At 70.4% G+C, this 19,194-nt stretch carries 20 protein-coding genes; 12 read left to right on the top strand and 8 right to left on the bottom strand.

The window, feature by feature from the left end; all coding sequences use genetic code 11:
• The first annotated feature begins 59 nt into the window (after positions 1-59).
• From ABD340_RS00635 to ABD340_RS00590, 10 genes are all read left to right on the top strand, one after another.
• Positions 60-503: a nuclear transport factor 2 family protein gene (locus ABD340_RS00635; RefSeq protein ID WP_344586269.1), complete on the top strand. Its 444-nt coding sequence runs from the start codon at positions 60-62 to the stop codon at positions 501-503.
• On the top strand, positions 500-1,291 hold the full coding sequence (locus ABD340_RS00630) for an SDR family NAD(P)-dependent oxidoreductase (RefSeq protein WP_344586268.1): 792 nt from the start codon (positions 500-502) through the stop codon (positions 1,289-1,291). Before ABD340_RS00635 ends, ABD340_RS00630 begins: the two co-directional genes overlap by 4 nt.
• Positions 1,284-2,084 (top strand): SDR family NAD(P)-dependent oxidoreductase, encoded by an 801-nt coding sequence (locus ABD340_RS00625; protein WP_344586267.1) that lies wholly within the window; start codon positions 1,284-1,286, stop codon positions 2,082-2,084. Before ABD340_RS00630 ends, ABD340_RS00625 begins: the two co-directional genes overlap by 8 nt.
• On the top strand, positions 2,074-3,492 hold the full coding sequence (locus ABD340_RS00620) for an FAD-dependent oxidoreductase (protein ID WP_344586266.1): 1,419 nt from the start codon (positions 2,074-2,076) through the stop codon (positions 3,490-3,492). The genes ABD340_RS00625 and ABD340_RS00620 overlap by 11 nt, the downstream gene beginning before the upstream one ends.
• 13 nt (positions 3,493-3,505) lie before the next feature.
• The gene (locus ABD340_RS00615; RefSeq protein WP_344586265.1) at positions 3,506-4,819 is read left to right on the top strand and encodes an MFS transporter; all 1,314 of its coding nucleotides are present in this window, start codon (positions 3,506-3,508) and stop codon (positions 4,817-4,819) included.
• A 45-nt stretch (positions 4,820-4,864) separates the two neighbouring features.
• Positions 4,865-5,452, top strand: coding sequence for a MarR family winged helix-turn-helix transcriptional regulator (locus tag ABD340_RS00610; protein ID WP_344586264.1), 588 nt, complete (start codon positions 4,865-4,867; stop codon positions 5,450-5,452).
• Between the two features lie 82 nt (positions 5,453-5,534).
• A complete protein-coding gene (locus ABD340_RS00605; RefSeq protein WP_344586263.1) occupies positions 5,535-6,746 on the top strand; it encodes a homogentisate 1,2-dioxygenase in 1,212 nt (403 codons plus the stop codon).
• Entirely contained in the window at positions 6,743-7,588 is an 846-nt protein-coding gene (locus tag ABD340_RS00600; RefSeq protein WP_344586262.1) for a hypothetical protein, read from the top strand. The genes ABD340_RS00605 and ABD340_RS00600 overlap by 4 nt, the downstream gene beginning before the upstream one ends.
• Positions 7,585-8,757, top strand: coding sequence for a fumarylacetoacetase (gene fahA, locus ABD340_RS00595; protein WP_344586261.1), 1,173 nt, complete (start codon positions 7,585-7,587; stop codon positions 8,755-8,757). Before ABD340_RS00600 ends, fahA begins: the two co-directional genes overlap by 4 nt.
• Before the next feature lie 176 nt (positions 8,758-8,933).
• A complete protein-coding gene (locus ABD340_RS00590) occupies positions 8,934-10,121 on the top strand; it encodes a L,D-transpeptidase (protein WP_344586536.1) in 1,188 nt (395 codons plus the stop codon).
• Positions 10,122-10,359: 238 nt separating this feature from the next.
• Here the strand turns inward: ABD340_RS00590 and ABD340_RS00585 are convergent, their stop codons facing one another.
• Both ABD340_RS00585 and ABD340_RS00580 read right to left on the bottom strand, forming a co-directional pair.
• Positions 10,360-10,575 (bottom strand): hypothetical protein, encoded by a 216-nt coding sequence (locus ABD340_RS00585; protein ID WP_344586260.1) that lies wholly within the window; start codon positions 10,573-10,575, stop codon positions 10,360-10,362.
• The gene (locus ABD340_RS00580; RefSeq protein WP_344586259.1) at positions 10,572-10,877 is read right to left on the bottom strand and encodes a hypothetical protein; all 306 of its coding nucleotides are present in this window, start codon (positions 10,875-10,877) and stop codon (positions 10,572-10,574) included. The genes ABD340_RS00585 and ABD340_RS00580 overlap by 4 nt, the downstream gene beginning before the upstream one ends.
• 236 nt (positions 10,878-11,113) lie before the next feature.
• Here ABD340_RS00580 and ABD340_RS00575 point away from each other — a divergent pair, with 236 nt between their 5' ends.
• Positions 11,114-12,439, top strand: a complete 1,326-nt coding sequence (locus tag ABD340_RS00575; RefSeq protein WP_344586258.1) for a tetratricopeptide repeat protein — start codon at positions 11,114-11,116, stop codon at positions 12,437-12,439.
• A gap of 127 nt (positions 12,440-12,566) precedes the next feature.
• On the opposite strand, the gene tgmC is transcribed toward ABD340_RS00575, so the two are convergent.
• A complete protein-coding gene (gene tgmC / locus ABD340_RS00570) occupies positions 12,567-13,763 on the bottom strand; it encodes an ATP-grasp peptide maturase system methyltransferase (protein WP_344586256.1) in 1,197 nt (398 codons plus the stop codon).
• Positions 13,760-14,167 (bottom strand): MvdC/MvdD family ATP grasp protein, encoded by a 408-nt coding sequence (locus tag ABD340_RS00565; RefSeq protein ID WP_344586255.1) that lies wholly within the window; start codon positions 14,165-14,167, stop codon positions 13,760-13,762. Before ABD340_RS00565 ends, tgmC begins: the two co-directional genes overlap by 4 nt.
• Before the next feature lie 249 nt (positions 14,168-14,416).
• Between ABD340_RS00565 and ABD340_RS00560 the strand changes: the two genes are divergently transcribed.
• Entirely contained in the window at positions 14,417-14,881 is a 465-nt protein-coding gene (locus ABD340_RS00560; protein WP_344586253.1) for a hypothetical protein, read from the top strand.
• Between the two features lie 6 nt (positions 14,882-14,887).
• On the opposite strand, the gene ABD340_RS00555 is transcribed toward ABD340_RS00560, so the two are convergent.
• The 4 genes from ABD340_RS00555 to ABD340_RS00540 are packed head-to-tail and all read right to left on the bottom strand — an operon-like array spanning position 14,888 to position 19,190.
• The gene (locus ABD340_RS00555) at positions 14,888-16,129 is read right to left on the bottom strand and encodes a DUF4032 domain-containing protein (RefSeq protein ID WP_344586252.1); all 1,242 of its coding nucleotides are present in this window, start codon (positions 16,127-16,129) and stop codon (positions 14,888-14,890) included.
• A gap of 4 nt (positions 16,130-16,133) precedes the next feature.
• Entirely contained in the window at positions 16,134-17,399 is a 1,266-nt protein-coding gene (locus ABD340_RS00550) for an ABC transporter ATP-binding protein (protein WP_344586250.1), read from the bottom strand.
• 16 nt (positions 17,400-17,415) lie between these two features.
• Entirely contained in the window at positions 17,416-18,246 is an 831-nt protein-coding gene (locus ABD340_RS00545; protein WP_344586249.1) for a carbohydrate ABC transporter permease, read from the bottom strand.
• Positions 18,246-19,190 carry a carbohydrate ABC transporter permease gene (locus tag ABD340_RS00540; RefSeq protein ID WP_344586248.1) on the bottom strand — a complete coding sequence of 315 codons (945 nt, stop codon included), beginning with the start codon at positions 19,188-19,190 and terminating at the stop codon, positions 18,246-18,248. The genes ABD340_RS00545 and ABD340_RS00540 overlap by 1 nt, the downstream gene beginning before the upstream one ends.
• Positions 19,191-19,194: the final 4 nt, after the last annotated feature.

Genomic DNA, 19,194 nt, shown 5'->3' with positions numbered 1-19,194 from the left:
ATCGCACGTCGCGTGCGATTATCGCACACATTATCGTACGGCGGGAAGGTTCCGGCGAAATGCCGCTCGACGACATCGGCACCGAGACGCTGCTGCGCATCCAGCGGCTGTACGGCGCGCAGAGCCATCTGATCGACGAGGGCCGCGCGGCGGAGTGGGCGGCCACGTTCACCGCCGACGGGGAGTTCCGTTCGCCGTCCTACCCGGAGCCCGTCATCGGGACGCGGGAGCTGACCGCGTTCGCCGAGCGGTTCCACGCGGGCGCACGCGCGTCGGGGGTGGTGACCCGGCATGTCGTCACCGACCTGTTCGTGGAGTCGGCCGGCGGCGACCGCGCCGCGGTCCGCGCGTACCTGCAGATCGTCACCACTCCGGCCGGCGGGCCGTCCCGCCTGGAGCGGATGACGACGATCACCGACGAGCTGGTGCGGACCGGCGGCCGCTGGCTGATCCGGCGCCGCACCGTCCGCCGCGACGACCAGAGCAACGAGGAGAACGCATGACCGAGCCGGCAGGCCGGGTCCAGAACGCCCCGATCACCGCGCAGTACCCCGAGTTCCCGGGCAAGGCCGCCGTGGTCACCGGCGCCGCCCGCGGGATGGGCGCGCGGTTCGCCGCCGGACTCGCCGCACGCGGCGTCGACGTCGTCGGCGCCGACATCGACGAGGCGGCCATGGCGGCGACGGCCCAGGAGATCGCGGGGCCGGGGAAGGTGGTCGCCGCGCGGATCGACGTGACCCGCGCCGAGGACCACGAGGCCGTGGCCCGGATCGCCCTGGAGCGCTTCGGCAGGCTCGACTTCTGGGTCAACAACGCGGGCGTCTTCCCGTACGCGCCGGTCGGGGAGATCACGCCCGAGCAGATCGGCTCGACCCTCTCCGTCAACGTGGAAGGGGTGCTGTACGGCGCGCAGGCCGCGGCGCGGCACATGTCCCCCGGCGGCGCGATCGTCAACATGTCCTCGGTCTCGGCGGTACGGGTCCGCAAGGGACGCGGCGCGTACTGCACGTCCAAGGCGGCGGTGGCGCACCTCACCGAGTCGCTGGCGGTGGAGCTGGGCGACCGGGGCATCCGCGTCAACGCGCTCGCGCCCGGCTACATCGACACCGACATGACGCGCTGGGTGAAGGAGGACCCGGCCGCGCTCCAGCACGCGCTCGACGTCGTGCCGCTGCACCGGCTCGGGTCGCCGGAGGAGGTCCTCGGCCCGCTGCTGTTCCTGCTGTCCGACAGCGCCCGGTACGTGACCGGCCACAGCATCGCGGTGGACGGCGGCTCCCGCCATGTCTGAAGCCACCGAGACCGTCCGCTACCCGGCGGTGGTGCTGGTCACGGGCGCGGCCGGCGGCATGGGCGCCGGGCATGCCCGGGCGCTGGCCGCGCGGGGCGTGCACGTGTGCGCGGCGGACGTCGCCGACACCGGCCCGGTCGTCGCGGAGATCCGGGCGGCGGGCGGCTCGGCGAGCGGCCACGCCCTCGACGTCACCGACCCCGCGGCCTGGGCCCGCGTGGTCGAGGAGATCCACGCCGCGCGCGGCGAGCTGGGCGGCCTGGTCAACAACGCCGGGATCTCGCGGCGGCTGGACTTCCTCGACACCCCGGACGACGTCTGGGAGCTGGTGCTGCGGATCAACCTGTTCGGCCCGTTCTACGGGATGAAGGCCGTGGCGGGGCTGATGCGCGACTCGGGCGGCGGCTCGATCGTGAACATCTCCTCCATCTCCGGGCAGATCGGCTACTTCTCCCCCGCGTACTCGTCCAGCAAATGGGGCCTGACCGGGCTGTCGAAGTCGGCCGCCGGCAATTTCGCCAAGTGGGGCATCCGGGTCAACTCCGTGCATCCGGGGCTGGTCGACACCCCGCTGCTGGACGGCGCGGACGCGTTCGTGGAGTCCGCCGTCGCCAGCATCCCGGCGGGCCGCACGGCCCGTCCCGAGGAGGTGACGGACGTCGTCCTGCACCTGCTGTCGGACCGTTCCACCTACATGACCGGCAGCGAGGTCACCGTCGACGGCGGCCTGGTCTCCAACGGCCTCTACCACCGCATCACCGCCGATTCCGGAGGTGCCTCCAGTGGACGCTGACGTGATCGTCGTGGGTGGTGGGGGCGCCGGTCTGGCGGCGGCGGCTTCGGCGGCCGAGCTCGGCGCCTCGGTGCTGCTGCTGGAGGCGGAGCGGGAGCTGGGCGGGTCCACGCAGCTGTCGGCGGGGCTGTTCACCGCGGCGGGGACGAGCGTGCAGGCCGGGCTCGGGATCGAGGACTCGGCCGAGCGGTTCTTCCAGCACTACATGGATCTCAACCAGTGGATGCTCAACCCCGGGCTGATCAGGACGTTCTGCGAGCAGGCCGGGCCGACGCTGGAGTGGCTCATCGGGCTCGGCGTGGAGATCCCCGCGGCGGTGTCGCACCACGCGCACATGCCGGGGCTGTGCCAGGCGGGGGTGGAGGACGTCTGGCGCGGGCACGTCCCCAAGGACCAGGGGCTCGGGCTCGTCCAGGTGCTCGCGAAGGCGTGCCGGGCGAGCGGTGTGGAGGTCGTGCTCGGCACCCGCGTGCAGCGGCTGCTGGAGGAGGACGGCCGGGTCGTCGGCGTGGTGGCCGACGATCTGGAGGTCCGGGCCGGCGCCGTCGTGGTCGCCAGCGGGGGCTTCGCGCACGACCCCGGGCTGCTGGAGCGCTACTACCCGGCGGCCGGACGGGCCGGGGACGCGCTGTTCGTGGTGGCGGCGCCCGGCAGCCGCGGCGACCATCTGCGGTTCGGCGAGCAGGTCGGCGCGGCGGTCACCGGCGCGGAGTGGGGACTGCTGATGCCGACCGCCTACTTCCAGCGGCTGCACCACTGGCAGTCCGGTTTCCCGCCGCGGTCGCGGGTGCACGTGAACGGGCACGGCCGCCGGTTCATGGACGAGGACGCCTCCTACGCGGTGTCGGGCGGGATCATCGACGCCCAGCCCGGCCCGGTCTGGGCGGTCTTCGACGAGCGGGCCCGGCTGGGGCTGCCCGCCGGGTACGCGCACTGGACGCCCCAGGTCGTCCGGGCCGAGGCCGAGGCGGGCCGTACCGCGCGGGCCGGGAGCCTGGACGAGCTGGCCGCGCTGATCGGCGTCCCGGCGGACGCGCTGGCCGCCACCGTCGCCCGCTGGAACGAGCAGCTCCCGCGCGGGCGGGACGACGATTTCCTGCGGCACCGTACGCTGGCCGCGAAGGGGTCGGACGGCCCGCCGGACCCGATCGCCGAGCCGCCGTTCTACGCGGTCCGGACGCTGCCCGCCGAGCTGGTGTGCACGCACGCCGGGCTGGAGATCAACCCGTCCGCCGAGGTGCTGGACGCGCGCGGCGCGGTCGTCCCGGGGCTGTACGCCGCGGGCGAGGCCGGCGCCGGAGTGCTCGGCCCGCGGTACGTCGGCGGCGGCAACGCCGTCGCGAACGCGCTGACCATGGGCCGCATCGCGGGCCGCAACGCAGGACTCCCCACCCCCTCCCAGTTCTAGGAGTACGAACGACATGGCCCCACCCCCCAAGACCGCCGCTCCGGACGCCGACATCGGCGCCCGCACGGTCCGCAAGGTGTCCACGCGCATCCTGCCGATCGTCGGCCTGCTCTATGTCTTCAACTACATGGATCGTGCCAACATCAGCTACGCCCAGCTCGGCATGGAGCACGAGCTGGCCATCACGGCGGCCGTCTTCGGCACCGCGGCGGCGATCTTCTTCCTGGCGTACGTGGTGTTCGAGATCCCCAGCAACATGGTCATGAAGCGGATCGGCGCCCGGCTGTGGCTGGCCCGGATCGCGATCACCTGGGGGCTGGTGACCGTCGGAACCGGCTTCGTGCACAGCGTCACCCAGCTCTACGTCGCCCGGATCCTGCTGGGCGTGGCCGAGGCGGGCCTGTTCCCGGGCCTGCTGCTCTACATGACGCTGTGGTTCCGGTCCGGGGAGCGGGGCCGCGCCATCGCGGCGCTGGCGCTCGCGCAGCCGATCGCGATGATCCTGGGCAGCCTCACCGGCGGGCTGATCCTCGACCACGTGCAGTGGTTCGACATGAGCGGCTGGCGGTGGGTGTTCATCCTGCAGGGGCTGCCCGCGGTGGCGCTGGGCGTGATCGTCCTGTTCTACCTGCCGGACGTGCCCGCCAAGGCGCGCTTCCTCAGCAAAGCCGAGAGCACCTGGCTGGACACCGAGATCGGCAAGGAGTACGTCCCGGAGGAGAAGGGAGGCGCGCTGGCCGAGCTGCGCGTGATCCGCGACCCGAAGGTGCTGTACCTGGCGGTGGCCAACTTCTTCGCCGCCTGCGGCCTGTACGGGTTCACGTTCTTCCTGCCGCAGATCGTCAAGCAGATGGACCCGTCGTACTCGGCGACCAACATCGGGTTCCTCGGCGCGATCCCGTTCCTGGTCGGCGCGGTCGGGATGCTGCTGGTCGCCCGCAACTCCGACCGGACGGGCGAACGGCGCTGGCATGTGATCGCCCTGATGCTGCTGGCCGCGGCGGGCCTGTTCGGAACGATCCAGTTCCGGCACGATCCGGTGCCGGCGCTGACCTGCCTGTCGCTGGTCGCGGTCGGGGTGCTGGGCTACATGGCGCCGTACTGGGCGATGGCGTCCCGGGTGCTGTCGCGGGAGCGCACGGCGGTCGGGCTGGCGGCGATCAACTCGATCGCGGCGCTGGGCGGGTTCTTCGGCCCGTACGTGATCGGCAAGAACGCCACCGCGGACGACGCCACGATCGGGCTCTACTTCCCGATCGGCTGCCTGGTGCTCTGCGCGATCATGCTGGCCTTCCTTCGGCTCCCGAAGAAGGACGCGAAAAACTAGTACATGCATGAATCATCTCGTCGGCGGCGGGGCTAGGGTGTTCGCATGGCCGCTGACGAGGACGACGCTCCGGCGGCGGGCGCGTCGCCCGCCGCCGAGGCGAACGGGGCCGCGGCCCCGGACCTGGACTTCTGGTCCTTCGTCGAGCTGGCCGACCGGCGGCTGTCGGAGGAGTTCGGGTTCCCGCACCGGCTGGCCACCCAGGTGCTGCTCACCCTCAACCGGACCTCCATGATCGTCACCTATGACCTGGAGGCGGCCGTGCACCGGCCGCGCGGCCTGTCCTGGGCGGGCTTCCGGCTGCTGTTCGTGATCTGGCTGGCCGGTCCGCTGGAGTCGCGGCGCGCCGCCACGGTGGCGGGGATGAGCCGGGCGGCGGTGTCCAACCTGGCCAAGCCGCTGGTGGCGGACGGGCTGCTGGCGCGCTCGCCGGGCGAGCGGGACGGCCGCGCGGTGCTGCTGTCGCTGACCGAGCGGGGGCGGCGCACGATGCTGGAGGTGTTCACCGCGCAGAACGAGCGCGAGCACCAGTGGACGTCCGTCCTCACCGAGACCGAGCAGCGCATCCTGATCATGCTGCTGGACAAGCTGATCGCCAACCGCGACCAGTTCGACGTGCGCGAACGCAGCTGAACCCGCTTCGCACAGGGCTTGACGCCGTTCCATGCCCGGAAGATAGTAAATGCATTAACTAGTTCCTTGGAGGAGGTCTGGCATGGCGCACTACCGCCGGGTCGGCGAGGTCCCGGCCAAGCGGCACACCCGGTTCCCGCGAGCGGACTCCCCCGACCGCCTGTACTACGAGGAGCTGATGGGCGAGGAGGGCTTCTCCTCCGACTCCTCGCTCCTCTACCACCGGGGCCTGCCGGCGGCGATCGTCGACTCTCAGGCGTGGGAGATCCCCGACGCGTCGACCCGGCCCAACCACCCGCTCAAGCCGCGCCACCTGCGGCTGCACGAGCTGTTCCCCAAGGACGCCTGGGCCGCGGCGGACGTCGTCACCGGCCGCAGGCTGATCCTGGGGAACGCCGACGTCCGGCTGTCCTACGCCGTCTCCACCGCCGACTCCCCGCTCTACCGCAACGCCACCGGCGACGAGATCGTGTACGTGGAGTCCGGGGAGGCCACCGTCGAGACCGTCTTCGGCGCCCTCGACGCCAAGCCGGGCGACTACGTCGTCATCCCCACCTCGACCACGCACCGCTGGCTGCCCAAGGGCGAGGGGCCGCTGCGCGCCTACGTCATCGAGGCCACCGGGCACGTCGCCCCGCCCAAGCGGTACCTGTCCCGCTTCGGGCAGTTCCTCGAGCACGCCCCGTACTGCGAACGCGACCTGCACGGCCCCGCCGACGTCCTGCGCGCCACCGGGACCGATGTCGAGGTGCTGGTCAAGCACCGCACGTCCCGCGGCCTCGACGGCACCCGGCTGGTGTACGCCGAGCACCCCTTCGACGTCGTCGGCTGGGACGGCTGCCTCTACCCGTTCACCTTCAGCGTGCACGACTTCGAGCCGATCACCGGCCGGGTCCACCAGCCGCCGCCCGTGCACCAGGTGTTCGAGGGCCACAACTTCGTGGTCTGCAACTTCGTCCCCCGCAAGGTCGACTACCACCCGCGGTCGATCCCGGTGCCGTACTACCACTCCAACGTGGACTCCGACGAGATCATGTTCTACTGCGGCGGCGACTACGAGGCGCGGAAGGGCTCGGGGATCGGCCAGGGCTCGGTCTCGGTGCACCCGGGCGGGCACCCGCACGGGCCGCAGCCCGGCGCGTACGAGCGCAGCATCGGCGTGGAGTTCTTCGACGAGCTGGCCGTGATGGTCGACACCTTCCGCCCGCTGGAACTGGGCGAAGGCGGCCTGGCCTGCGAAGACCCCGACTACGCCTGGACGTGGGCCGGCCGCCGGGGCAAGGAGACCTCATGACGATTCCGGCTTTCGCGGCTGGGCTTTGCGATGACGCGGCCGTCTTCCCGCCCGGGTCGATGCCGCTGGCCGAGGCCGTCCCGGCGCACCTGCGGCACAAGGCGTCGCGGCACGCGGCGCTGGTGGGCTCGTTCGTCGTGGCCGCGCCCATGCTGAAGGAGCTGGGCACGCGGCTGGACGGCGACGGCCCGGTCCTCGACCTCGTCGTCACCGTCCCGGCCGGGCCCGGGGCGCTGCCGGACGTGGCGGCCGAGGCGGCCGCCCTGCCGGTCCGGCTCGCGGGCATCGAGGTCGCCGTGCCGCCCGGCCTGCCCGCGGCCGAACTGCGGGACGCGCTCGACCGCGGGGCGCCCGAAGGCGTGCCGGTCTTCGTCGAGGTCCCGCGGGACGAGCGGCGCCCGGAGATCATCGCGGCGCTGCCCGGCACTCCCTACCGCGCCAAGTTCCGCACCGGCGGCGTCGAGGCCGCGCTGCACCCGGGCGAGACCGAACTGGCCGCCGCGATCAAGGCCGTGGTGGACGCCGGCGTCCCGTTCAAGGCCACCGCCGGGCTGCACCACGCCGTCCGCAACACCGACCCGGGTACCGGCTTCGAGCAGCACGGGTTCCTCAACCTGCTGCTGGCCGTCGACGCCGCGCTGGGCGGCGCCGGGGAGGAGGACCTGGCCGCGATCCTCGCCCGAAGGGATGGGACGGGTGTGGCGGTGGGTATCACCAACCTGGACGCCTCCCAGGTCCGCGCCCGGTTCCTGTCGTTCGGCACGTGCAGCATCACCGACCCCCTGACCGACCTGGCGGCCCTCGGCCTGGTCGCGGAAGCCATAGAAGGAGACCCCTCATGAGGACGATCCCCATCCCGGAAGGCTCGCCGTTCGGGCTCGCCAACCTGCCCTACGGCGTGTTCTCCACGTCGGGGACGGCGCCGCGGGTTGGCGTCCGCGTGGGCGACTCGGTCGTGGACCTCGCACGCGCGCTCGGCGACGACGTCTTCGCACGTCCCACGCTCAACGCGTTCATGGCCCAGGGGTACGAGCGCTGGGGCGAGGTGCGGCGGCGGATCACCGAGCTGGTGTCCGGCGGCGGCGTGCCCGAGGACGCGGTCTTCGCGGTGGACGCGGTGACCCTGCACCTTCCCATCGAGGTCGCCGACTACGTGGACTTCTACGCCTCCGAGCACCACGCGTCCAACCTCGGACGGCTCTTCCGGCCCGACGCCGAGCCGCTGATGCCGAACTGGAAGCACCTGCCGGTCGGCTACCACGGCCGCGCCGGGACGGTCGTGCTCTCCGGCACCGGCATCGTCCGTCCGCGGGGGCAGCGCAAGGGCGAGGGCGCGCCGACGTTCGGGGAGAGCCGGCGCCTCGACATCGAGGCCGAGATGGGCTTCATCGTCGGCGCGGGCTCGCCGCTGGGCACCCCGATCGGCTGTGCCGATTTCGGACGGCACGTGTTCGGCGCGGTCCTGGTGAACGACTGGTCCGCACGCGACATCCAGGCGTGGGAGTACGTGCCGCTCGGCCCGTTCCTCGGGAAGAGCTTCGCCACGTCCATCTCGGCGTGGGTGGTTCCTCTGCCGGCCTTGGAGCACGCACGGGTCCCCACGCCGCCGCAGGACCCCGAGCCCCTGCCGTACCTGCGGGAGGCCAGCCCGTGGGGCCTCGACATCGACCTGGCCGTCGAATGGAACGGCGAGGTCGTCTCGCGCCCGCCCTACCGCGAGATGTACTGGTCGCCCGCGCAGATGCTGGCCCACATGACCGTCAACGGCGCCTCGGCCCGTACCGGGGACCTGTACGCGTCCGGCACCATCTCCGGGCCCGGCCCCGACCAGCGCGGCGCGTTCATCGAGCTGACCTGGGGCGGCAAGGAGCCGATCAAGGTGAACGGCCGGGAACGCACGTTCCTGGAGGACGGCGACGAGGTGGTCATCTCCGCCACCGCCCCCGGCCCGGACGGGGTCCGCATCGGCTTCGGCGACGTCCGCGGGCGCGTCCTCCCGGCCCGAGACTGACCAGGCCGGAGACGCCCCGGTAGTGCTCCCGTACACCTGTGTGATCAACCGATAGCAAATCGCAATCTTGATCCGCCGGGACACAGGCACCCGTACCGGGTATTTTTTGCAACATCATCAAATAGGGACCTTCATCGGTATAACGGGGAAGCCGGCTCGGGGTGGCGCAGGTGCGGATGATCAGTAAGGGCAATCGACGTTGGAAGGCCGCGGCGGTGGCGGTGGCCGGAGCACTGGCACTGACCGCCTGCTCCTCCAGCCGGGAGGGGACCACCGCGGGCGGTGACACCAAGGTCCCGGCGGCGAAGGTGACGATCACCCCCGGCCAGGGCGCCGAGAAGGCCCGCCCGGACAAGGGCGTGGTCGTCACGGCCGCGGGCGGCACGCTGGACGCGGTCAACGTGCAGACCGCCGGCAAGCCCGTCCCCGGTGACTTCAACGCCCAGCGGACGCAGTGGCGGTCCCGCTGGACGCTCAAGCCGTCCACGGAGTACACGGTGAACGCCACCGCCAAGAACTCCATCGGCACCGCCTCGCAGGCGGCCAGCAAGTTCAAGACGCTCAAGCCCAAGGAGACCGTCGCGGCCTCCCTGGACTGGATCCTCGAGGGCAACAAGGGCGACACCTACGGCGTCGGAATGCCGATCATCCTCGACTTCGACCGCGCCGTGCGCAACAAGGAACTGGTCGAGAAGGCGCTGGAGGTCAAGGCCGAGAAGCCGGTCGAGGGCGCCTGGCGGTGGATGGGCGACCAGCGGATCATCTACCGCACCAAGGACTACTGGCCCGCCCACCAGAAGGTCACGCTGAACGCGCGGCTGGCCGGGGTGCGCGCCGCCAAGGACGTCTACGGCACCAAGAACCTCACCCGCACGTTCGAGATCGGCGCCTCCCGGATCGCCAAGCTCAACATGAAGAAGCACAAGATGGTGGTCACCATCGACGGGAAGAAGGCCCGCACCGTCCCGATCAGCGGCGGCAACGCCAGCACCCTCGAGTACACCACCACCAGCGGCGTCCACCTGACCATGGAGAAGAACAACCCGACCCGGATGATCTCGCCCGGCCGCAAGAAGGGCGACCCCGGCTACTACGACGAGATGATCAACTGGGCGGTGCGGATCTCCAACAGCGGCGAGTACCTGCACCAGACCTCCGGCCAGGAGTACTGCCTCGGCAACCAGAACTGCAGCCACGGCTGCGTCCGGCAGCCCGCCAAGGACGCCATCTGGTTCTACAAGAACGTGCAGCCCGGCGACATCGTCGACATCAAGGGCACCAAGCGCGGCCTGGAGTACGACAACGGCTGGAGCTTCTGGCAGATGCCCTTCGACAAGTGGAAGAAGGGCAGCGCCCCCGCCTGACCTCCGTCCGTCCTCGGCCCCGGGCTATGCCCGGGGCCGAGGCATTTCGGCCCTGCGCCTCCGCCCGACCACGGGGTCTACCAGCGGAACACTCTCCGCCACCACCCGCCCCTGGACGCCGCCTCACCCCGCCCCCGAGCGTGCCGCGGACATACGGCGGAGCGCGACACCCGGGACGGCGAGGGCGCGGGCCGCGCCACCGCGCCGGTCTGCGAGGCCGCCCGGGACAACCGCGGCGTCACCCGGCCACAGATCTCCTCCAGCCGTCGCCCCAACTCCGCCGGGTCGGACGCCTCCACCAGAGGTGCCTCCCCGACCGATCCCGCGCGATGGCCCACCAGGCGCCCGTGAACTCCCCGTACCACGCCCGCGCCGCCGGGAACCGGCGCCGCAGCTCGGCCACGATCCGATCGGGGTCGATTTCCAGCGCCGCCCACGGCACGGCCACGCTCACCGCCCGCCCTCTGCCGTGTCCCGACCCGCGAGGTTGATCTTCACCGCGATCAACGCATCGGTGATGTGGTCGGCCTCGGCCAGCGGCTGACCCCACGACGACCAGAACCACAACCTGCCACCGTCCTCCCGACGCGAACGGCAGGTGATCGTGTCGGAGGTGCGCGCCACCTCGGGGCAGCAGCCGGCGACCTCGGGGTTGGACACCGTCAACCCGCGGTCGGTCAGGTCGACGGCGAAGCCGTGCGCGCCCAAGTGCGCGCCCAGCCGCGCGAGCGGGTTGGGTCGGGCCATACTGGCCATAGCCGGACTCTCCTTCCGGTCAGGCCCCGGCCGACGCTCTGATCGTCGCGTCCGGGGCCGCCTTGTCTTCGGGACGGGACGCGCGCCGCATCGGCCCACACAGACCGTGCACGCCCCGTCACGTCTCAGTGAATCCGGGGCACCCGCCGCACGTCACCGTGGTATCCAGGAAAAGCCGCGGATACGCTCCGCGTTTCCGCGGCTACCCGCCGCCCCCGGCGAGAGATGCACGCACCATGACCGCAGACAAAAGGATCACCGGCGCGACCCTGCGCGCGGAACGCAAAGCCCAGGGCTTGGTCGTCTCCGACCTGGCCGCGCGGTTCCGCGAAGTCGCGCCACCCCATGTCCGGCTGCCCGACCGGGAACACGTCGAGACCACCATCCGAGGACACGAGCGCGGCGCCCACGCCGTGAGTGAGCGGTACAAACTGCTGTACTGCCTCGCCCTGGGCAAGCCCGAAGAGGAGCTGTTCCCCGCCCCGCCGCCCCTCGAAAAGCGACCGGCGGCCGTTACCGTGGAGGAACCAGGCAGCACGGATTGGGGCGATATGGAGCGTCGGCTACTCCTGCAAATGGCCGCCTTGGGAATCGGTGCGGGGGCCCTCCAACCCGGCGAAACGGCCCGGCACCTGGTGGACCTCGCCATGACCACCGACCCCCGCGACCTGGACGACTGGCACCTGGCCTGCGGTGACCACCTGCACGCCATCCGCACCCGCCCGCCCGCACAGGCACGCCAGGACCTGGTGGTCGATCTCCTCGCGCTCGGACGCCAGATCGACACGGCCGACGCCGCCGACCTCACCGAACTACAGCGGGTCAAGGCCGCCCTGTCGACCCTGCATGCCAACGCGCTGACACGACTGGGCGACCACGGTGCCGCTATCCGCTGGTGGCGCACGGCCAAGGCCGCCGCCGACGCAACCGGCGACCTCCAACTACGCCTATTGGTATGCGGTTCCGAAGCGGGCTTCGGGCTCTACGGCCAGCGTTCCCCAGAAACCGTGCTCCACCTGACGCGGAGAGCCCGCCGCCTCGCATCGGACAAGCCGTCCTTGGGACTTGCACTGATCACAAAGACAGAGGCGAAAGCCCTGTCCCTATTGGGCAGACACACCGAGGCTCAAGAGACGATGCGCGGCGTCACCGACGCCACGCCCGACGACTCTCTTTCCACCCTGCTCCCCACCTACTGGACTCCTGACCAGGTCCATTTCACCGAGAGCTGGGTCTATGCGGGCTCAGGGAACGAAGCCGGAGCCGACGAAGCCCGTGAACGCGTCCTGGTTCTTGCGTTCGACTACCAGTACCACGCCAACGTCCGGCTCCACGAAGCGCTGTGCACCGTCGTGAACGGTGGCACCGACCAAGGCGCACACCTGGCCGCGACGCTCCTCGACTCCCTCCCGGCGGCACACCGGAGCCAAATGATCACCGAGACCGGCAACACCGTGCTTCGCGCCGTGCCATACGGCCAGCAGGACCGCCCCGCCGTGCGTGCGCTCCGTGAAGTACTGGCCAAGACCGCACCCAAGCCCGCGCTCCCCTCCGCAACCTGACCCCAGGCACACCGACGCGCCACCGTTCCTTCGACAGATCGTTAAAGTCCACATCGTCACCCTGACCTCGCCCCGCACAACGACGCCGCCCCACCCGGTCGCGGGTTGGCGGCGTCGTTCTGGTCTGTCACAGCGACCAGGACACCGGGCCGTCGGCGGTGTCGAGCCACACGAGTTGTTCGTGACCGTCGGTGCGTATGCGGAACTGGTCGATCTCGGGAGAACCGGCGCGGCGCCAGATGGCGACGGCGGATTCGACCGCGTCCCAGAGACGGACCGGCCCGGTCTGCCGAACGGTCCATCCGCCGCCGGGCTCGGGTGTGAGCGAGGCAGCGGACCCGGTCGCGGTGTCGAAGTAGTAGGTGATGAACGGTCCGCCGTCAATGCTGATCATCTGCTCTTGGGCAGTGGGCAGGGCTAGCTGTGCGACGAACGTGCCGGTCCAGTCCTTGCGGATGTCGGGTCCGACGACGGCCGGTCGGGGTTCGGCATCGGCGAGTGCCCCGAACGCCGTGCTCCGCCACTCGTCGCTGATCGTCGGCGGCGCCTGCGGGCGAGCGATCATGAATGAGATCGTTCCGGGCAGGAACCGGCCCTCGGCGATCCCGTCATCGCCCATGTCCAACATGGCGAGCCCGTACCCGCGGAGCCATCCGGTAATGGTGACCAGGATCCGGCCTCCGGGTCGGGTCTGGTCGAGCCACGTACGGGGGATCTGCCGGACCGAGCAGGTCGCGATCACGCGGTCGATGGGAGCGCGCTCGGGAACGCCATCGAGACCGTCGCCGTTCACCAGGTTGGGCGCGAATCCCGCACGCCGCAGCGCGGCGGCGGCGGTTGCGGCGACGGAGGGGTCGACCTCGATTGAGGTGATCTTGTCGTCGCCGAGGCGGTCGCACATCAGCGCGGTCGAGTACCCGGTTCCTGTGCCGATCTCCAGAACGGTCATGTGGTCGGCCACATTGAGGTCTTCCAGCATCCGAACGACCAGACCGGGCAGCGTCGACGACGACGTCGGGTCACCGCTGACCGGCTCGGTCACATCGCGGGGGGTGATGTGCCGGTCGAGTTGCGTCACCAAGGTCTCGTTCCGGTAGGCGAGGTCGAGCCATCGGTCCGGATCGTGATCGCCACTGACCGGCGCCCACAGGGTGACCCCGTTGGGGCCATCGGTCCAGCGGAAGAACTCGGGCACGAACAGATGGCGCGGCACCCGTTCGACAGCGCTCCGCCATTGCTGTGAGTGCAGGTCGCCGGACCGCTGGAGTTCGTCAGCGAGCGCATACCGCAGCGAGGCGGCGCGTGTGTCGTTGTCGTCGGTCATGCGTGTCCCCGTTCGAGAAGCTCGGCAAGCGCGGCGGTCATGGGCAGGCCGGTCTCGTCTTCCAACCACGCCCATTGACCATTGGGATTGCATTCCAGGAATACCGCGGTGCCGTCGGGCCGTAGCGCGAAGTCGAAGCACCCGAAGACCAGATCGAACCGCTTGAGGTAGGCGGCGATGAGATCGGCCAGACCTGGCGGCGGGTCAGTGGCGGCGTAGGTGAGCGCGTCGTAGTCGTACCTCCAATCGACGAGGTCACCGGAGTCGATCCGCACGCAGAACACGCGGTCGCCGATCGCCGTCACCCGCAGATGGCCAACGGCCTGCACTTTCGCTTGGAACAGGTGCGCGGTCGCGGCGATCGACTCATCGAACTCGGCCGGGTCGACCTCGGCGACCCACACGGTAGGTCACCGTGGTATCCAGGAAAAGCGGCAGATATGCTCCGCGTTTCCGTGGCTACCCACCGCCCCCGGCGAGAGGTACACGCAACATGACCATCGACAAAAGGATCACCGTCTCGACTCCCTCCCGGCAGCGCGCCGGAGCCAAATGATCAGCGGGGCGGCGGCGTCGGCTTCGACGGGAGCTCGGATGTCGCCGGACCCGGGATCGCCCGTCGGCGTGGAACGGGACCGGTGGGACCGAGTACGATGATCAACACCGGGGGCGGAAAGATGGGGAAGATGCTGTTTTCAACCTCCGAGTTCGGTTGGCGTCTGATCGCGCTCGCGGCGACGATGTTCTTCATGCTCGGCATGGGAGCGTTGCCGCTCGGCATCGATCTTCCCGACGATCTGCGGGACACGTTGGAGCGGCGGCTGCGGGTGTTCTACTTCATGGCTCCCGTACTGGCCTGCGCCGTGCTGGCGGTGAACCTGCTTCGGCCCAATCCGTCCTCAGAGATCCTGTTCCTGTACAGCGTCGCGTTCGCCGCCATCCCCGTCGCGCTCTTCCCGGTCCGCGCCCGGCTCTTCAGGGCCTACGTCGCCCAGCACCAGAACCCCGACGCCAGGGTTGAGCTGGACCGGCTTGCGCTGTTCTGGATCGTCGGTTCGCTGACCACGGTGATCGTGGTGGCGACGATCGCGTTGATGGCGGCCAAGTACGGTACGTGAGTCCGGTTAGGCCCGGTTCTGGCGGGACGCCTTCGCGGCGGTGACGGTCAGTTCGTCTGGGACCTGCGGCAGCACGTGGCGGAAATAGTCCTGGGCGGCCTCCGTCGTGCCGATGTCGCGGCCCGACTGCTCCGACAGGAACCAGCGGTGTTCGAGGACCTCGTGGAAGACCTCGACCTCGTCCAGCCGGTCGCGCAGCTGCTCGGGGATCGCCCGCACGACAGGCTCGTACACCTCGGCCAGCCACTTGTTGGCCGCCACCACCTCGGGCACCGGACGGCCGCTCCTGCGTTCCAGATGGCCCCGGTAGCTGGCGATGTCGTTCAGCAGCCGGCGCGCCTGGTTCTCCTGCGCCGCCAGGCCGGTACGGGTGAACAGCAGTTGCCGGTGATGTCCGGGCTCGGCCACCCGGGTACGGACTCGCAGCCGGGCGCCGTCCTCGCCCGCGTCCACCAACTCCACCTCGTCGACGTCGAAGCCCAGCCCGTTGATCCGGCGCAGCCGCTCGGCGATCCGGTACCGCTGGTCCTCGGGGCGCAGGATCTCCTCGCGGGTCAGCTCGTCCCACAGCGCCTCGTACCGCTGGACGGTGTCGTCGGCGACCCCGATCGGATCGACCTGCGTCGGCAGCTGCCCGGCCGCCAGCAGGTCGAACAGCTCGCCCGCGATCCGCTCCCGGGCCAGCTGCACGTCGTAGTGGCGCTGCCCGCTGGTCAGCGCCGGATGGAGCTCGGCGGTCTCGGCGTCCACCAGGTACGCGGCGAACGCGCCCGCGTCGAACCGGAACAGCACGTTCGACAGCGAGCAGTCGCCCCACATGAACCCGGCCAGGTGGAGCCGCACGAGCAGCTCCACCAGGGCGTCCTGGAGCCGGTCGGTCGGATGGCCGCCGCGCGGGTTGGCGAACAGCGCCCGGTACGAGCTGGAGAACTCCAGGAACCGGGTCACCAGGATCGCGTCCATGCCCTCGCCTCGGTCCACGACCACGCCGACGACCTCGACCGCGGGCAGCGCCAGCTCCCGCAGCCGCCGCAGCAGCCGGTACTCGCGGCGGGCCAGCCGCCCGTCCAGCTCCTTCAGCGCGTACACCTGGCCCTCGTCCGTGACGAACCGGACGACATGCCGGGAGAGCCCGCGCTGGCGGATCTCCACCAGCCGGTCGTCGTCCCACGCCTCCAGCGGCTGCTGCCACGGAAGGCTCAGCAGCCCCGCCGCCGTCTCCGCTGGAGGCGTGAAGACGAAGTGCATGACGCTAGTCGGCCGCGGTGGTCGCGTCGGTCTCGGGCTCGATCCGCTGGGCCCGCTGCTGCGCCTGCCGTGCCTGGTCGGCGCGGCGGCCCAGCTTGGCGACGTGCTCCTCGTCCCGGGTCAGGTTCTCACCGGTCGCCGGGTCGAAGACGTGCGCCCTGCCGGTGTCGATCCACAGTTCCGTCTCGTCACCCGCATTGATCATGCTGGCCGCGTCCAGTGCCACCACCGCCTGGGTGCGGAGCTGGTCGCTGTCCAGCTCCCGGGACAGGTCGCGCAGCTGCGCCGCCAGATCCTCCGGGGCCTCGTACGGGACGTAGGCGTACAGCTCGTTGCCCAGCCACTCGGTCACGTCCACCCGGGCCCGCACGACCGCGCCGCGCGCCCGCTTCTCGTCGGAGACGAGCGAGGCGTCCTCGAAGTGCTCCGGCCGGATCCCGACCAGCACCACATCGCGGCCCGCCACCGCGGCGGCCTTGCGCTCGTCCATCTCGAACCGGCCCAGCGGCGTCTCCAGGTGCCCGTCCGCCACCGTCGCCGGCAGGAAGTTCATCGACGGCGAGCCGATGAACCCGGCCACGAACAGGTTGGACGGCTCCTCGTACAGCTCGCGCGGGCTCCCGACCTGCTGCAGCACCCCCCTGCGGAGCACCGCGACCCGGTCGCCCAGCGTCATCGCCTCGGTCTGGTCGTGCGTGACGTACACCGTCGTGACGCCGAGCCGCTTCTGCAGCCGGGCGATCTCGGTGCGCATCTGGCCGCGCAGCTTGGCGTCCAGGTTCGACAGCGGCTCGTCGAACAGGAACGCGTCGGCCTGCCGGACGATCGCGCGGCCCATCGCGACCCGCTGCCGCTGCCCGCCGGACAGGTTCGCCGGCTTGCGCTCCAGGTGCTCGGTCAGCTCCAGCAGTTCGGCGGTCTCCTTCACCCGCCGGGCCACCTCGTCGTCGGGCTTTTTCGCCAGCCGCAGCGGGAAGGCGATGTTCTCGTACACCGTGAGGTGCGGGTACAGCGCGTAGTTCTGGAACACCATCGACAGGTTCCGCTCGCGCGGGGCGATCTTGTTGACCACCCGGTCGGCGATCCGCATCTCGCCGGAGGTGATGTCCTCCAGCCCGACGATCATCCGCAGCAGGGTGGACTTGCCGCAGCCGGACGGGCCCACGAGGATCATGAACTCGCCGTCCTGAACGTCCAGGCTGACGTCGTTCACTGCCGGGAAACCGTCGCCGTACTGCTTGACGATGTTCTTCATGGTGATGGCGGCCATGATCGGCTCCCTACCCCTATCCCTTGACGGCGCCGGAGGTCAGCCCGGCCACGATGCGACGCTGGAACAACAGGACGATGACCACGACCGGGACCGTGACCACCACGGCGGCGGCACAGATCGCGGTGGTGGGCTGCTCGAAGTACGACTCGCCGGTGAAGAACGCCAGCGCCGCCGGCACCGGCCGGGCGCTGCTGGTCGAGGTCAGCGAGATGCCGAAGACGAAGTCGTTCCAGCAGAAGAAGAACGTCAGGATCGCCGCGGTGAACACCCCGGGCGCGGCCAGCGGCACGATCACCCGCCGGAACGCCTGCCAGCTGGTGGCGCCGTCCACCTGCGCCGCCTGCTCCATCTCCCACGGGATCTCGCGGAAGAACGCCGACAGCGTCCAGATCGCCAGCGGCAGCGCGAACGAGATGTACGGGATGATCAGCCCCGGCCAGGTGTCGTACAGCCCGATGTTGCGCCACAGGTCGAACAGCGGGCCGACCAGCGACACCACCGGGAACATCGCGATGGCCAGCGCGAACGACAGGATCAGCCGCTTGCCCGGGAACTCCAGCCGGGCGATCGCGTAGGCGACCAGGGTCGCGAACACCACCCCGACGAACGTCGCGATCAGCGAGATCCCGATGGAGTTGATCAGGGCCGAGGTGAACAGGTCGGTCTTGAAGACCGTCTCGTAGTTCTGCCAGGTCCAGTCCTTCGGGAGGAAGCCCTTGGCGTTGCCGATCTCGCTGGGGTTCTTGAACGACAGCATCACGATCCACAGGATCGGGAACGCGGTCCAGACGAGGATCAGCAGCGAGGCGACGATCCACATCCATTTCGAGCGTGCCGACTCCATCAGCGATCACCTCGCACTTGGGACAGATCCACCCGGAATCCCTTGATGAACACGGCGGCGATCAGCACCACCGAAAGGAACAGCAGAACGCCGACCGCGTTGCCGAGGCCGAGCGCGGTCCGGGTGATGATCTGCTGGTAGGTCAGGAACGACAGCACCTGGGTCTTCTCCTGACCGGCCGTCATGATGAAGACGTTGTCGAAGATCCGCCACGCGTCCAGGGTGCGGAACAGGACCGCGACGAGGATGGCGGCCTTCATGTTCGGGATCGTCACCCGCCACAGCCGCTGCCAGGCGGTCGCGCCGTCCACCGTCGCGGCCTCGCCCAGGTCCCGGGGGACCTGCGCCAGCCCGGCCAGCAGCAGCAGCGACACGAACGGCGTGGTCTTCCAGATCTCGGACAGGATGATCACGGACAGCGCGGCCCAGCGCTCGGAGAACCAGGCGAAGTCCCCCAGGCCCAACCAGGAGTTCACGAACCCCGACTGGACGTCGAAGGCGTACTTCCAGGCGAACGCCGAGATCACCGTGACGATGCCGTAGGGCAGCAGGATCGCGGTCCGCACCGTCCGGCGGCCGAAGACCGCCCGGTGCATCACCATCGCCAGCGCGAACCCGATGACCAGTTCGACCGCCACCGTGACCACGGTGATGACCAGGGTGGTGAACACCGTCTGCCAGAACAGGCCGTCGGTCAGCGCGGTCACGTAGTTGCCGAGACCGACGAAGCTCCGGTCGTCCGGCGCGGTGATCCGGTAGCTGAACAGCGACTGGTAGAGGGCGCTGGCCAGCGGGTACGCGGTGACCAGCAGCATCACGATCACGGCGGGCGCGGACAGGATCAGGCCCAGCTTGCGCTCGGCCCGGCCGCGGTCGGAGATCTCCACGCGTGCGGGGGCGCCGACCTTGGGTCCCAGCTTGGGCGCCTCGTCAACGGACGTCATCCGA

Origin of the sequence: Actinomadura vinacea (assembly GCF_039532545.1) — a bacterium.
GTDB classification, from domain to species: domain Bacteria; phylum Actinomycetota; class Actinomycetes; order Streptosporangiales; family Streptosporangiaceae; genus Spirillospora; species Spirillospora vinacea.
The sequence above is the reverse complement of the archived record's forward strand: the minus strand, read 5'-3'. Positions and strand labels throughout refer to the sequence as shown.

Excerpts from the sequence above, each read along its gene's own strand:
- tgmC (WP_344586256.1), bottom strand. The coding sequence starts at position 13,763 with ATGACCGACGACAACGACACACGCGCCGCCTCGCTGCGGTATGCGCTC.
- ABD340_RS00610 (WP_344586264.1), top strand. The coding sequence starts at position 4,865 with ATGGCCGCTGACGAGGACGACGCTCCGGCGGCGGGCGCGTCGCCCGCC.
- ABD340_RS00560 (WP_344586253.1), top strand. The coding sequence starts at position 14,417 with ATGATCAACACCGGGGGCGGAAAGATGGGGAAGATGCTGTTTTCAACC.
- ABD340_RS00550 (WP_344586250.1), bottom strand. The coding sequence starts at position 17,399 with ATGGCCGCCATCACCATGAAGAACATCGTCAAGCAGTACGGCGACGGT.
- ABD340_RS00575 (WP_344586258.1), top strand. The coding sequence starts at position 11,114 with ATGACCGCAGACAAAAGGATCACCGGCGCGACCCTGCGCGCGGAACGC.
- ABD340_RS00635 (WP_344586269.1), top strand. The coding sequence starts at position 60 with ATGCCGCTCGACGACATCGGCACCGAGACGCTGCTGCGCATCCAGCGG.
- ABD340_RS00625 (WP_344586267.1), top strand. The coding sequence starts at position 1,284 with ATGTCTGAAGCCACCGAGACCGTCCGCTACCCGGCGGTGGTGCTGGTC.
- ABD340_RS00600 (WP_344586262.1), top strand. The coding sequence starts at position 6,743 with ATGACGATTCCGGCTTTCGCGGCTGGGCTTTGCGATGACGCGGCCGTC.
- ABD340_RS00545 (WP_344586249.1), bottom strand. The coding sequence starts at position 18,246 with ATGGAGTCGGCACGCTCGAAATGGATGTGGATCGTCGCCTCGCTGCTG.
- ABD340_RS00580 (WP_344586259.1), bottom strand. The coding sequence starts at position 10,877 with ATGGCCAGTATGGCCCGACCCAACCCGCTCGCGCGGCTGGGCGCGCAC.
- fahA (WP_344586261.1), top strand. The coding sequence starts at position 7,585 with ATGAGGACGATCCCCATCCCGGAAGGCTCGCCGTTCGGGCTCGCCAAC.
- ABD340_RS00615 (WP_344586265.1), top strand. The coding sequence starts at position 3,506 with ATGGCCCCACCCCCCAAGACCGCCGCTCCGGACGCCGACATCGGCGCC.
- ABD340_RS00590 (WP_344586536.1), top strand. The coding sequence starts at position 8,934 with ATGATCAGTAAGGGCAATCGACGTTGGAAGGCCGCGGCGGTGGCGGTG.
- ABD340_RS00540 (WP_344586248.1), bottom strand. The coding sequence starts at position 19,190 with ATGACGTCCGTTGACGAGGCGCCCAAGCTGGGACCCAAGGTCGGCGCC.
- ABD340_RS00630 (WP_344586268.1), top strand. The coding sequence starts at position 500 with ATGACCGAGCCGGCAGGCCGGGTCCAGAACGCCCCGATCACCGCGCAG.
- ABD340_RS00605 (WP_344586263.1), top strand. The coding sequence starts at position 5,535 with ATGGCGCACTACCGCCGGGTCGGCGAGGTCCCGGCCAAGCGGCACACC.
- ABD340_RS00555 (WP_344586252.1), bottom strand. The coding sequence starts at position 16,129 with ATGCACTTCGTCTTCACGCCTCCAGCGGAGACGGCGGCGGGGCTGCTG.